The 13,353-nt window shown below is 37.8% G+C and carries 11 protein-coding genes and 1 tRNA gene; 3 read left to right on the top strand and 9 right to left on the bottom strand.

What is annotated here, in order from left to right; all coding sequences use genetic code 11:
* Positions 1–5 precede the first annotated feature (5 nt).
* The 6 genes from ACTWP7_RS01695 to ACTWP7_RS01670 all read right to left on the bottom strand — a co-directional run bounded on the left by ACTWP7_RS01695 (position 6) and on the right by ACTWP7_RS01670 (position 6,683).
* Complete coding sequence (locus tag ACTWP7_RS01695; protein WP_443121771.1) at positions 6–899, bottom strand: glycosyltransferase family 2 protein; 894 nt, start codon at positions 897–899, stop codon at positions 6–8.
* Entirely contained in the window at positions 896–2,020 is a 1,125-nt protein-coding gene (locus ACTWP7_RS01690) for a glycosyltransferase family 1 protein (RefSeq protein ID WP_443121770.1), read from the bottom strand. The genes ACTWP7_RS01695 and ACTWP7_RS01690 overlap by 4 nt, the downstream gene beginning before the upstream one ends.
* Complete coding sequence (locus ACTWP7_RS01685) at positions 2,005–3,156, bottom strand: glycosyltransferase family 4 protein (RefSeq protein ID WP_443121769.1); 1,152 nt, start codon at positions 3,154–3,156, stop codon at positions 2,005–2,007. Before ACTWP7_RS01685 ends, ACTWP7_RS01690 begins: the two co-directional genes overlap by 16 nt.
* Before the next feature lie 16 nt (positions 3,157–3,172).
* Positions 3,173–5,002 carry a polysaccharide biosynthesis protein gene (locus ACTWP7_RS01680; protein ID WP_443121768.1) on the bottom strand — a complete coding sequence of 610 codons (1,830 nt, stop codon included), beginning with the start codon at positions 5,000–5,002 and terminating at the stop codon, positions 3,173–3,175.
* 285 nt (positions 5,003–5,287) lie between these two features.
* On the bottom strand, positions 5,288–5,953 hold the full coding sequence (locus ACTWP7_RS01675) for a CpsD/CapB family tyrosine-protein kinase (protein WP_443121767.1): 666 nt from the start codon (positions 5,951–5,953) through the stop codon (positions 5,288–5,290).
* A complete protein-coding gene (locus tag ACTWP7_RS01670; protein WP_443121766.1) occupies positions 5,925–6,683 on the bottom strand; it encodes a YveK family protein in 759 nt (252 codons plus the stop codon). Before ACTWP7_RS01670 ends, ACTWP7_RS01675 begins: the two co-directional genes overlap by 29 nt.
* A gap of 950 nt (positions 6,684–7,633) precedes the next feature.
* On the opposite strand from ACTWP7_RS01670, the gene ACTWP7_RS01665 reads away from it, so the two are divergent.
* Positions 7,634–8,257, top strand: a complete 624-nt coding sequence (locus tag ACTWP7_RS01665) for a hypothetical protein (protein WP_443121765.1) — start codon at positions 7,634–7,636, stop codon at positions 8,255–8,257.
* Between the two features lie 560 nt (positions 8,258–8,817).
* Here ACTWP7_RS01665 and ACTWP7_RS01660 read toward each other — a convergent pair.
* From ACTWP7_RS01660 to ACTWP7_RS01650, 3 genes are all read right to left on the bottom strand, one after another.
* Positions 8,818–9,618: a hypothetical protein gene (locus ACTWP7_RS01660; protein WP_443121764.1), complete on the bottom strand. Its 801-nt coding sequence runs from the start codon at positions 9,616–9,618 to the stop codon at positions 8,818–8,820.
* A 541-nt stretch (positions 9,619–10,159) separates the two neighbouring features.
* On the bottom strand, positions 10,160–10,900 hold the full coding sequence (locus ACTWP7_RS01655) for a hypothetical protein (protein ID WP_443121763.1): 741 nt from the start codon (positions 10,898–10,900) through the stop codon (positions 10,160–10,162).
* Between the two features lie 667 nt (positions 10,901–11,567).
* Positions 11,568–11,640, bottom strand: a tRNA-Ala gene (locus tag ACTWP7_RS01650).
* 241 nt (positions 11,641–11,881) lie between these two features.
* On the opposite strand from ACTWP7_RS01650, the gene ACTWP7_RS01645 reads away from it, so the two are divergent.
* Complete coding sequence (locus ACTWP7_RS01645; protein ID WP_443121762.1) at positions 11,882–12,103, top strand: hypothetical protein; 222 nt, start codon at positions 11,882–11,884, stop codon at positions 12,101–12,103.
* Positions 12,104–12,304: 201 nt separating this feature from the next.
* Positions 12,305–13,330: an aldose epimerase family protein gene (locus ACTWP7_RS01640; protein WP_443121761.1), complete on the top strand. Its 1,026-nt coding sequence runs from the start codon at positions 12,305–12,307 to the stop codon at positions 13,328–13,330.
* Positions 13,331–13,353: the final 23 nt, after the last annotated feature.

The raw sequence follows: 13,353 nt of genomic DNA, 5'->3' as shown, positions 1-13,353 counted from the left end.
GAAATCTATTCATACATCACATCTCTTGTTCTACTAGTTACATAAGTAAATAATAAAAGGCCTAAAGGTAAAGCTAGAATTGTTAACCCTTTATTAGGAGACTCTCTGATGAATTTCCAGTTTTTCATCATTATGCTGCTTGATACATAATGGATAGATTGTCTGAACTTAAACGATAGCCCCCCAAAAGACAATTTCATCAGCTCTTTACGATAAAAGGAGAAGCCTTGGGGATTTCTCCGATATTGCTTTAGCATGTTTCTGGAAGAACCATCCGGTAAGTACTCCACGCAACAGAGTACTTTATTCAATAGAAGCATTTCATACTCTTGATCTAGCTTATAGTATTTATAAGCAAGTCCTACGTATTTTTCTCCTTCAAAGACTGGATAGGGATATTTTCTTGTGAGATCTGAACGGTACACAAGTTTTTTATCTCCAGTTACTCCATGTTTATAATAGAGATCGAAAAGGGTAGAAGTTCTCTGACTCGAAGGCAGTGTCGAACCAATTATCTTTTGGTCTGTAAAAGCATCAAGCCCAATGATTCCGCCAACCGATTCACCTCCATATTTTACCCAGTAATTAACGATGTTTTCTACAGCGTCATCTGGCATATAATCATCTGAATCAATACATACATTCAGTTCAGTTTCAATTAATTTATAAGCTGTATTATGAGCCCCATGCATTCCTTGATTCTCTTGATAATGATAGTGGATATGAATAATATTTTCTTTCTTCCATTCCTCGACTCTCTCTAACGTGTCGTCTGTGGACCCGTCATCAATAATTAACCAAATGAAATTTTTGTTCGTTTGCCTTTTTAAGCTTTCATAACATTGTTGCAGGCAATAAGCACGATTATAAGTTGGAGTAAACACGGTAAGGAGCTTCAACCTGCTCTCCCCCCTAACCGTAAGTAAGAATTCTCTGTTTTTCTTGCTGTAAAATGAATGTCATATCCACTTTGGTTTAATTTTTTCAAGCTGATTAATCGCTGAGATTGAAAAGAAGATTTTTCTAAAAGCTTTTGAACCCAAATTGCTTTCGCCTCACTTGAAATTGGTAACCTTTCAATCAACCCTAATCCCAAGTCAACTTCACCTGAAATCTTATCTGAAATAAAACAATGTAGACCTGCGCCTTGAGCTTCAATTAATGTCACAGGCAATCCTTCATGAAATGATGGAAATACAAAGACATCTATCGCTTGAAGCAAAGAGGGAATATCGTCTCTTATACCCAATAACTGAACTTTATCTTCTAATCGAAGAACCTTTATCTTTTCCATGATCTTAGATCTTAATGGACCATCTCCGATTAAGAGCAATTTAGAGTTTGGCTTCTTCCTGGAGTACTCAGCAAAAACTTCAATTAAAAACATGTGGTTTTTTTGAATTGAGAATCTTCCTACATGTCCAATTACATGAGTATCTTCATCCAGATTGAGTTCTTTCCTAATCTGCTCTCTTAGTGTTGAAGAATAAGTAAACTTTTCGCTGTCTATCCCATTTTTAATAATAAGAGCTTCATTCGCTCTTTTTGGAAACAACCATTGAGCTGCCAAGTTAGAACACGCATATAAATGGGTTGCATTATTTTTAATGAATATCCCAGCATACTCTTTATATAGTCTGGTTAGAAATCCACCTTCGCTACTCGTATTATGACTATGAGCGATACGTGCGGTAACCCCATAACGTTTTGCAGATCGAAGAACCAAACCGCTCATCTTGTCCATGTGGGAGTGAACAATCTTATAATGGGAGTGTTGTTGGAAGAACGCATCCAAGCCTTTTACAAACTGCTTATGTCCTACTTCAGAAATATAAGGTATCCGGTGCACCTTACCACCCAATTTTTTTATTTCCTCATCAAACACTCCTTCTTTATAAGTGAGAAAATCGAATTGTACTTTCGAACGATCTATATTCCGGTACAAATTCATAATGAGAGTCTCTGCCCCGCCCCTGTTCATGTTTACGACTACGTGCAATACTCTTAATGGATCGCCCATTCCCCGATTTCACCTTCTCTCATATAAGATTGATAGATTTTACTATTCTGTTGGATGACTTTATGAGTACTATATTTTTGGATAATTATGTTTCTTCCATTGTCCCCAAGCTTTTGTCTAACTTCCATATGTTCCGCAATATGTTTAACTTTTTCTGAGAACTCTAAAACTTGATTGTTTTTAAACACCCACCCGTTTACATCATTTTCTACTAACTCTCTATGACCGCGGTTATCAATAGCTACAACCGGCAAGCCGCAAGCCATAGCTTCCATGATATTTACAGGCAAACCTTCTCTTAAGCTGGAGGCAGCTACCATATCGCACATGGAAACAATTTCTTTAATATCATTACAATATCCCAGGAAATCTACCATATGATCAATTTCAAGCTTGGCGGCTAGCTCCTTGCAAAAACCAAGAGTACTTCCTTCTCCAGCAAGTATTAATCTTGCTTGAGGAACTTCATTCTTTAACAATGCTAATGATTGAAGTAGAAATTGTTGATTCTTATTTTTATTGAATTCAGCTGCGTAGAATAATAAAAAGTCATCAGGACTATAACCCGATGACTTTCTCAATGTGACTTTATCTTTTTCACTAATCTTCTTGAATTCCTCTATATTTACCCCAACACCATTTACAAGTTCAATTTGTTTTGTCTTAAACCGCTGAGTAGCCAGCCGAAAATCCTCCTGGTTAATTGTGATTAAGCAATCCGTAGAAGAAGCTAATAATTTTTCAATTGGGTAGTAAAGAAGCCAGTTCGTAATCGGGGCACCTTTACAAAAATGGAATCCGTGAGCGGTATAAATAATCTTCGTTCCATTTTTTCTTGCGTTTCGAGCTGCTAAGCGAGCTAGAACCCCGCCCATCGGTGTATGGCAATGAACAATATCATAGTGGTGCTTATTTATTAGGCCATTAAGATCTTGATAAGCTTGGACATTTTTTAGGCTAAATGGAGATCGTTGTATAGGAATGTTAAATTTATGGTCCACATAGGGAAGATTCATATTACCGCTTGCAGCTACATGAACTTCCCAGCCTTGTTCTTTAAACCATTTTAAATATGGAAGGTGAAATAGCTTAAAATGATAATCTACGGTAGCACAAAATAGAACTCTTCCCCTCATTCTCTTCTCCCCTTGCCTAACTTGTTATAGATATGGCTTCATTTGAGCGAATGAGCCCTTTGTTGTTGGCAAGACTTAATAACTGCTCTCTTAAAAATTCTTTGTCCCATCTTTCATAACTATTGATAATTTCCTGTATATCATCCATATATAAGTCTGCCGTTTTTCCTAAGTAAATCTTCGGATAAACTTGGTTTTCATGAACTTCGTCATCCTTCAATAACTCTTCATATAATTTCTCTCCTGGTCTTATACCGCTGAATTCAATCTTAATATCTTCCAAGGTGTAGCCAGAAAGTTTGATTAGGTTTCTGGCTAAGTCAACAATTTTCACCGGAGCCCCCATATCTAAAACAAATATCTCGCCGCCCTGGGTTAGAGCGCCTGCTTGGATAACAAGACTTGATGCTTCAGGGATCGTCATAAAGTAACGAATCATTTCAGGGTGGGTCACTTTGACAGGCCCGCCTTTAGCAATTTGTTTTGTAAAGATCGGGACGACGCTTCCCCGACTTCCCAGCACATTCCCAAATCGCACCGCTACAAATTTTGTATTACCATATCCATTCATACTTTGGATAATCATTTCTGATAATCGTTTGGTGGCTCCCATCACACTGGTGGGATTAACGGCTTTATCTGAGGAAATCATGACGAATGTTCCCGTATTGCTCCCCCTTGCCGCTTTAGCCACATTATAGGTGCCAATCATATTATTTTTCACTGCTTCTTCTGGATTACGTTCCATAAGAGGAACATGTTTATGAGCAGCTGCGTGGTAAACCACATCAGGGGAATAATAGTTAAATATCTTATCCATTTTATCTCCATCTTGGATATCTGCAATTTCCGTAGTAATCTTAATTCCATTCTCTGAAAACTTTTCTCTTAGCTCGGTTTCTATTGCATGGATACTATTTTCACCATGACCAAGTAAGATTAATTCTTCAGGTCCAAACTTTGCAATTTGCCTGCAGATCTCTGATCCAATCGAACCACCTGCTCCTGTTACTAAAACGATTTGACTCTTAACATAGTCAGATATTTGAGCAATATCCAAATCAACAGGTGCTCTTCCTAATAAGTCCTCCACTTTCACATCTCTTAATTGTGTTACGGAAACTTTACCTGTAACGAGATCTTCAAGCATAGGAAGGATCTGCGTTTTTGCTTCTGTTTTTGCACATTCCTGGAATATTTTTTGAATTCCTTCTCTGTTTAGTGATGGAATGGCGATGATGATATTTTCGATATCCAATTGGTCAACATACTTCTCAATTTCGCCAGCGCCACCTACGACAGGAATACCTAAAATATCCAGATGATGCTTTATCGGACTGTCATCTACGAAAGCTACAGGATACAAATCTGTATCTTCGCTTCTCTGGAGTTGTCTGACTACCATGATTCCTGCAGAACCCGCCCCAATGATTAGCGTCCTTTTCTTCGTATTACTTTGAACTAAATAGTTATCTCTGTAAATTCTCCATAAAAAGCGTGACCCGCCGATAACAAGCAAATTGATCATCCAAATAATTGCAAGGGCTCTTAAATAGACGGCTTGCAAGGTAACAAATTGGATAGCGGCGGTAGCCATTATTGAATAGGTAACCGTTTTAAGGATGATAATTAGCTCCCCAATGCTTGCATATTCCCATGCTTTCTTATACAGATTCAATAGAAACGAAAAAAACAAGTGCCCCGCTATTAATCCAATGGTACTGGTAATAAGTGGTGTAAAATTATGAAAGTTCGAGTTAACAAGCATCCGGCTTAATAAAACAGCAGTTATAATAATGCAAGAATCTATAAATATAAATAAGGACAATCTCTGTCGATAGGTCATACATTCTCCCCTCTCTTCCCTAATTGTTCTAGCTGCTATCGAACTATGTATAATTTCTAAATTTTTATGAAGAGGGGTCAAATGATCCCTCTTCATAAAAATTTAAAATTAATGGGCATTCAACCCGCCCTCACGCCACACCAACGACGACTCGCGTCTAAGGTTGCTTATTATGACAACCCACAGCATGGCCGAGTGCCTCCATTGATACAGGCAAGGAGACATCGCCTCGAGACTTTATTAAGAAATGATGTTCTTTATAAAGAACGAAAAAATAAAAAATTATTATCTTTTATCATTTAAGATAGCCCCTACGATATCCGCATGTGCAAGGTCTAAAATGCTCTTTGCTTCAGAAGCTTTTTGTAAATCAGTTTTTCCTTTATTCACAATCAGTACGACTCCATCAGAGAGGTGAGCTAAAACTCGTGTCTCAGTGGATTGAAGCACTGGCGGCGAATCGATTAAAACTATATCATAAGCTTTACCAACCTCTTCTATTAACTCGGACATTTTATTATCACTTATTACTTCAGAGGGATTCCTTTTACTAGCACCGCTTGTTAATACATCTAGATTTCCGATCCCCGTTTTAATGACTGCTTGTTCAAATGTGGCTTGACCGACAATCACATTACTGAGTCCAACATCATTTTCGCCATTAAATAGAATATGCTGAAATGGGTTTCTCAAATTAGCGTCAATGATTAGGATTCTATCCTTTAAATAAGCCATGGACACAGCTAAATTCGCAACTGTGGTTGATGTTCCTTCCTGTTTGTTCGGAGATGTGAGCAGAAAATTATGACTGTTTCTCTTCTCCGTCAAAAACTTTATATTGGTTCGCACGGTTCTGAATTGTTCAGATATAACTGAATCAGGATTAGAGGAAGTAATGAGATTTTTTTTTCGTTTCGTTTGTCTAATTTTGTTTAATATCAACAACCTCACTCCTTGCCTCTATGTTCGATGATTGATTTCTCTTTTTCTTAACAACTGTGTTTCTTTTATTCATTCTTGATATTGAACCAATTACAGGTATATCTAAGTATTCTTCAATTTCGTTGCGATCTCTGATGGTCCCATCTAGTGCATCTAATAAAAATACTATCCCTATGCCTACTACTAGGCCAAAGACTGCTGCTGCGATTAGGTTACGATTTTGGTTCTCATTAATTGGGTAGGGATTCACCTTAGCTTCAGATAATAATTGAACCTGCTCAAAAGATAAGATATCTACAATTTCTTTTTTGTACACTTCCGCCGTTGTATTCGCAATAGCCGCTGCACGTTTTGGATCCGTATCAGTGACAGCAATGGATACTACCTGTGATTCTTCAAGTCTTGCTACAGTAATCTTTGAGGCTATCGCTTCTGCAGGTAAATCAATATTCAGCTCTTTTTTTACTGCCCCCATAATGATGGGATCTTTAATCATCACCATAAGTGTACTCATATCTTGATTATTTTCCTTAGCATCAGGGGCAAGAATAATTCGGGTGGACGTCTGATAAAGCAATGTATTATTTAATTGATTATAAGCCATGCCCGCAGCAGTTGTTATAATCATAAGTACACCTATAATCCAGGCTCTTCTTTTAATTACATCGAAGTATTCCTTCAGGTTGATGTCTCTACTTCTACCATCATCAATAAAACTCTTATCTCTCTTCTTATTCATTAGCACCACCCTTTTGGATCATTTAAAATTCAAACATTCTATATAGCGAACGAACGTTTAAAAAAATTGACCTGATCACTGAGGTCTTTGGGATTAATTATTATCTCTACTTTAGTTCTTTATTAAGAACTTGTCAACCTGATTTTAACAATTTTCGCTAAACTTGATGAATCACAGGAATATTACTTACCTAATCTTTTAAATTCTTTCTAAAAACGAGTATTTAAACTTTAATTTTACAGTTGCTTTTCAAATGAAAATGTAATATTTGTTGAAAATAATTCACCATCTTTAGAGCGCCAGCGAAAAAAGACATTCATAATGTTTAATCGTCCACCTTTTATGAGGTTCTAACTATAGGTGAAATTGCTGGTTATTGACTCTCGCCATTCTCTCACTTGCCAAATCATTAATATTTTTTAATCGTCATCCCTTTACTTTCCACTTCACATAGTTATCAAATCACTCCATTTCTTTATAAAGAACATTCCCATCATATCTTCCTCTATTAAGTATGTCAATTATTGTTCTTTGTAAAGAATGAATGCGGATTATTTAGTCAGAACCAGTTCCTAAAGTTTAAAAGATTGTCTCTAGAGATCTGATGGGCTTAGCGTGTAAAGCCCTAAGAAGAGAAATTATCAGTCTCTCTTTAAGACTTTACAATCAAATACTGACTTGTAGCATGTAGTGGAGCACAGCGGGCTCGAACCGCTGACCTCAATATACCGTTCATTTGACTTGTGGTTATATCCTTGCTCTCTTGAAGTCAACTTGTTGTGCCACCGTCTAGATATCATAATATAGCGAATGTTACCTCAAAGAATCGAACGATTTATTTCTCTATTCTCATCTATCTCGATACAAGCTTCTTTCCCCCGACGAAATAATAATATAGCTTGCCGAAGGAAAATTTGCTATAATTTTCCTAGTTGAAGGGGGGGAAACCTATGAAAAAAATCGTTTTATTGCTACTTGTTTTAGTACTCCATGTACTTGTGGCCTGCTCAGAAGGGGAAGCTATGGAAAAAGAAAAGAGCGGAAAAGAAATCAAGCAGGAAGAAAAGGAAAATGTATCGGTCGATAAAGGACTAATGAATGTCGAGGTTACACTACCGTCTTCTCTCGTCGAAAGCGAAAACATGGAGGAAATGAAAGCTGGGGCGAAAGAAAAAGGTATCAAGAATGTGACTCAAAACGACGATGGCTCCATTACCTATAAAATGTCGAAGTCGGTTCATAAAAAGTTGATGGGCGAAATCGAAACACAATTGAAAGAAACCGTGGAAGAAATAAAGAACACCGAAGACTTCACATCTATTCAAGACATCACACATACTAAGAATTTTTCAAATTTTACGATGAAAGTGGACCGAGAAGCATATGAAAACAGCATGGACGGATTCGCTTCCCTGGGGCTCGGGATGAGTGGGATGATGTACCAACTGTACAACGGTGAGAATCCAGAGACATATGAGGTGACCATCGAGGTCGAAGACGCATCCTCCGGAGAAGTGTTTGATGAAATTATTTACCCGGAAGCTCTAGAAAATATGGGAAGTGACAGCGAATAAGGAGCCTAAAGGGCTTCTTTTTTTATGAAGAAACGAAGGATAAGTCCCTTCGTTTGTCGTTAAGCTTTATTCCAATGGCTATCCATATAGCAAGGGATGTAAAAACCGTCTACCGCTCAAGGGGTCAAATTATTGGACGGGTATCAGTCTGGGTTGCTGCGCATGTGTGGTCGGACATATGTCCCGTCGCTTCGGTAATATCCTTCCACGTCACGAACTCCGGGAGAGTCTATGTTTTCAGTTTCTGGTGGAACAAGAAGGGTCCACGTCTTGTTTGAATCAATCGATAAGAACGCCTACGAAAAAAAGAGGCAATACCCCATGAACACGACAAATCCGAAATTTCCGAGTCCTTTATACACTTCGGACCACTGCTTTTCGTGTTTACTTCCTTTAAATGCAATTCTTTTGTGAAACTCTATGTGAAGTTAAACCGAAATTAAGAACAAGAATAGACGATAAAGAGGTCATCTTTACGAAAATTAAGTAGCCTCATTTTAGTTGGTGATACATCAACCATCACCCTAAAAGGACAAAAAAAGACACAAATAGTGTCTTTTTTACCATGTCCAAGCGTAAGCTTTTACTTCCACTTTTTTAATTTTATCTACATTTTCTTTTGGAATTTCAGGATACGTCAATTCAAACCCAGCTTCACTTCCAGGATTCACACCGACATCAACACTACCCGTTAATACTCCCAATAACTCTCCATCTGATGAAAACAATCCAGCAGCCAATCGAATGTCCTCCTGCATGGCATCCGTGGTGTTTTTCACTTTTCCAGTAACCTTGTAAGGGGTATATTCGTCTCCTTTAGTACCTTTGGTTCCTGAGACCTCAAGAACGTTGCTCTCTGTATCCGCTTGGTCAAAGCCAAAATTGAAAGACGTCCCAGCAAATTGGTCTGCGGAGACTCCTTCTAGTATCGTAGATTCCGAGATAAAAGCCGTTTCCCCAGGTTGCACAACCTCTGGCACTGCGTAAATCATCGGTGCCGTACCCAAGACCTCACCACTCTCTGATTCAAAGGTCATTTGCGTTTCCCCAATGCTAACAGGCGTATCACCCGTGTTTTCATATACAGCAGACGAGTGCACCCATGTTTCACCGATAGAATCTTCCCAAGCTCCTTCTGCTTGTTGGACAAGTTCTAATTTTGGTTCAGCTGCCTTTTCCTCTTTTTCAGCTTTTTCTGAGGATTCGTTAGAAGAACCTTCCTCAGAATCTCCATTGGTTGCAGTTTCTTCTGATTTCGTCTCCCCATTAGCCTCACTATCCCCTGCAAAATCATCTCCACCGCAAGCGACTAGTCCCATCAACAACACCAACAGTGCGAACATCCATCCTAATTTTTTCATTATGCTCCCCCTTTAATTTTCCATAATGCTCCTTTAAATGTACTACAAACCAAGAAATTATTCCATAACTTATTACCTAGTATTATGGGTATTTTAAACATCATTCCATTATAAACCAAATTTGTGGATGAAGATAATGGGTACATAGGGACCACAGTTATTCTTAGGGGGGCATTCAATTCCACTTGATGTATGAGAAGAGGAGAGATTTTAAGTTTAACGTGGAAAATGTCAATTTGGATAAGAAGTGTAATTAGAAGTTACTCAATCTCTAATGGCTGATGGTTCCGCATTAATTACTCTCTACTTTAATGTAAGGATAAGAAGAATTGATAAAGCAAGGAATCCACGAAAGAAATAAACTAAGGACAGAATACATATTAAAAATTGAAGACTATATAGAAGAAGTTAAACAAACTCAATTATAGCTCATTGCTATAAATATAATTGCAGGTGTTTTCCTTTATAAAAACGTTCAAGAGAGGGTAATTAGCTATCGCTTCAAATTACATTATCAATAAGTTGGTGCGATAAAATTTTATTAAAAGTATTCCCATTCCTCTTTCGATTGAAATTCTTGAATTTTATTTTTAAAATATTTAGCACGCCATTTATAAACGCACTCAAAAGATATATACCTATCTAAATCCTCAATAAAAAATTCGCTTTTCTTAGTGCTTATATCTACTTTTCTTATATGATTTTTATCTAAAGCTATTTCCATTTTACCTTGAGATATCGTGATATAGTTAAGATCATCTTTAATTTCCACATTATTAAAATTAAATAATGATAGCCTTTCAAACCGATAAGCACCACTTCCATAAACCCATCCTTCAACTTCATGTGTATCTTTGCTATGAATGCAATTCACAAAACCCTCAGCCCTCATCTCTTCAAGCAAGTCTCTTACAAAATCCTCATCATACTTAAACCCCCATCTATTATGGGTATAAATTGGTCTATCCCTCCTTAGCCATTCTGTAACTGCCTTGGTAGTTGGATAAATATTCTTTTTTATCGGTTCTCCTCTGGGGAATTCTTTAGTAGTTATGTGATAACTTTCACCTTTTTCCCAAGCACCATTACACCTCTTTAAAAATGCAGTGATACCATCCTTAATCTCATTTCTTTTGATTTTATAATAATGTAAGTATCTATAAATAAACAACGCACCAATAAAACCTGATACACCAATTAATAAACCACCGATAGTTTTACCGAGCACCCATGTTAGTGCTTCTATCAAAAATTTTAATCCAATAATTATTTGATCACCCATACCTTGTGATATTACTGCTATAAAGTAAATTCAATTCTCCCCCTATGCTATGCGATTATGAAGTTATAACTATCCTAATTCAATCAGAAAACTCAATCTAGTAAATATATTTTACCACTTTTAAAAGGAAATCTTTACTAGTTTTTATCCAACTAATTCCCCAATCTACTTTCTGTCTTCCTTGTTCTACCGAAAATGCCCCTTTAAGAGCACCCCATAAATATCCCCCAAAGCTCTTCTTAATCCTTCTCATCTTACAGAAGCCTTAAAAGCTCTAATGGCTGGCTCGATCACCTCAAGAATGTTTGGAGCATACCTTTTAGAAGCCACTCGAACTCTCTCCCACAATGAGAAAGATTTCTAATTTTACAAAAGGTTTACCGCTTCATGAGGAACAAACTCAGTGAAAACTTATGAAATGCTTTTTGAGACATTTACTAAGTGAACAGACGAAAAGACATTAATACAAGAGCAGTCAAAGCTTTCATCAAAAATTCTTTAATCGCATAACTTATAAGCATAATAAAAAAGCCACCTTTCTAATGAGTTTTAATTACTCAAAAGAAAAGTGGCTTCAATGTGTAAAGTCGTGAACTGAGGACTCGTGAGTGTCTAAATTCGACCATTTTACACTCAAAAACTGAAAATACTGATATAACGCTTGTAGTGGAGCATAGCGGGCTCGAACCGCTGACCTCAACACTGCCAGTGTTGCGCTCTCCCAGCTGAGCTAATGCCCCATAGAATTAAATTTGCAGATCTAGCACTTTCGTGCCGCTTAATCCGACAAATATTATTATAGCTGATACCACCAGTTCTTCGCAAGGGTTTTTTACGGAATATTCCTCCATATTTCTAACCTCCATTTCAGTTTTTCAAGGTAAACTGCTCTCCATTTTCTTAAGAAATACAATGTCATAGACAATTGGTATGAAGATGGTCTTCCAGGTTACAATAACTTTTAAAAAGGATGATTTCACAATGGAATTCACGCTGAGCGGAAAAAATGGGGCCTATCCCTGTATCATTACGATCGACCCTGATAACGGAAGATATACCATACGTAAAGAAGATACCAGTGGAGAGGTGTTCAATTCACCGGAAGAATTAAAACAATGGATTCATGAAAATTGGACAGCAGAAGATTTTGAAGACCCTTTAGCCTTTCATCATATGCTGGATAAAATTCAAGAGTCTTCGTAGAGTTTACTCCTCCTAGCAGGATGCGATAGACTGCAGGAGCCTAAATGGTCCCGCACTTCTTTATTTATTCACTTTTTTCTATCATGAACCTTATCCGTTTAAGCGAAATACGTAGAAATGTCTGATAAACTAAAGAAGACTATAGAAATTATAGAACAGGCGGATACTATTCTTCGCTTTTAAAATGGAGGTACATACAACATGGAGATTACGACGAAAGAAGTCAGCAATAGATGGACAAAATACTCCCTGATGAACGATCACGGCATGAAGCTCAGCGTTTTAAACTACGGTGGGATTATTACTGAGCTGCTCGTACCGGATCAGCACGGAACACTTGAAAATGTAGTCCTTGGCTACAAGAATTTAGAAGACTATAAACAAGATCCTAATTATTTTGGAGCCATTATTGGACGAGTGGCCGGACGAATTGAGGGATCTTCTTTTACATTAGAAGGACAAACCTACGATCTGGATGCCAATGAAGGTCCTAACCACCTTCATGGCGGTACGAATGGATTTCATCAAAAGATATGGGAGGTCACTCCATTTGAAAGCGAGAACCAGATCGGTCTTACGCTCTCTTTGAATGTTTCAAAAGAAGAAGATGGGTACCCTGGCAATCTTGATGTCACCGTAACTTATACGTTAACGAACGAAAACGAATTGGTAGTGGACTATCAAGCGGAAAGTGATGAAACAACGGTTCTGACATTAACTAACCATTCTTACTTTAATTTAAGCGGTAACTATAAGAGGACGTTGCATAATCATCACCTTACCTTCAACAGTCCGCGATTTGTCGAATTGGACGATAAGCTGATCCCCACTGGAAAATGGTTGGACGTCGATGACACACCTTTTGATTTCCGGGAAGGCAAAGACCTGGTGGAAGGGATGGTGACTCCTCACCCTCAGAACAAAATCGCGAAAGACGGGTTTGATCATTATTTTATTCTGGAAGAAGGACAGGTTCATGTTGAAGAACCAACAAGCGGCCGGACGCTCGAGATTACTACCGATCAACCGGGCATGGTCATGTACACCTCAAACAATCTCGATGACAGCTTTCTTTTGGCAGAAAGATCTGCCGAAAAGTATTTAGGTTTATGTATGGAAACCCAAAGTTCCCCGGCATCGCTTCACCATGAAGGATTCCCATCTATTGTATTAAACGGTAACGCCCCCTACCATAAACGCACTACTTTTTCATTTAAGACTCAATAAAAACAAGTCAGGAGGCCTCCCTC

It is taken from the genome of Halobacillus sp. B29, from assembly GCF_052246755.1.
GTDB classification, from domain to species: Bacteria; Bacillota; Bacilli; order Bacillales; family Halobacillaceae; genus Halobacillus; species Halobacillus halophilus.
The sequence above is the reverse complement of the archived record's forward strand: the minus strand, read 5'-3'. Positions and strand labels throughout refer to the sequence as shown.

Excerpts from the sequence above, each read along its gene's own strand:
- ACTWP7_RS01660 (WP_443121764.1), bottom strand. The coding sequence starts at position 9,618 with ATGAAAAAATTAGGATGGATGTTCGCACTGTTGGTGTTGTTGATGGGA.
- ACTWP7_RS01670 (WP_443121766.1), bottom strand. The coding sequence starts at position 6,683 with ATGAATAAGAAGAGAGATAAGAGTTTTATTGATGATGGTAGAAGTAGA.
- ACTWP7_RS01645 (WP_443121762.1), top strand. The coding sequence starts at position 11,882 with ATGGAATTCACGCTGAGCGGAAAAAATGGGGCCTATCCCTGTATCATT.
- ACTWP7_RS01655 (WP_443121763.1), bottom strand. The coding sequence starts at position 10,900 with ATGGGTGATCAAATAATTATTGGATTAAAATTTTTGATAGAAGCACTA.
- ACTWP7_RS01665 (WP_443121765.1), top strand. The coding sequence starts at position 7,634 with ATGAAAAAAATCGTTTTATTGCTACTTGTTTTAGTACTCCATGTACTT.
- ACTWP7_RS01685 (WP_443121769.1), bottom strand. The coding sequence starts at position 3,156 with ATGAGGGGAAGAGTTCTATTTTGTGCTACCGTAGATTATCATTTTAAG.
- ACTWP7_RS01690 (WP_443121770.1), bottom strand. The coding sequence starts at position 2,020 with ATGGGCGATCCATTAAGAGTATTGCACGTAGTCGTAAACATGAACAGG.
- ACTWP7_RS01640 (WP_443121761.1), top strand. The coding sequence starts at position 12,305 with ATGGAGATTACGACGAAAGAAGTCAGCAATAGATGGACAAAATACTCC.
- ACTWP7_RS01680 (WP_443121768.1), bottom strand. The coding sequence starts at position 5,002 with ATGACCTATCGACAGAGATTGTCCTTATTTATATTTATAGATTCTTGC.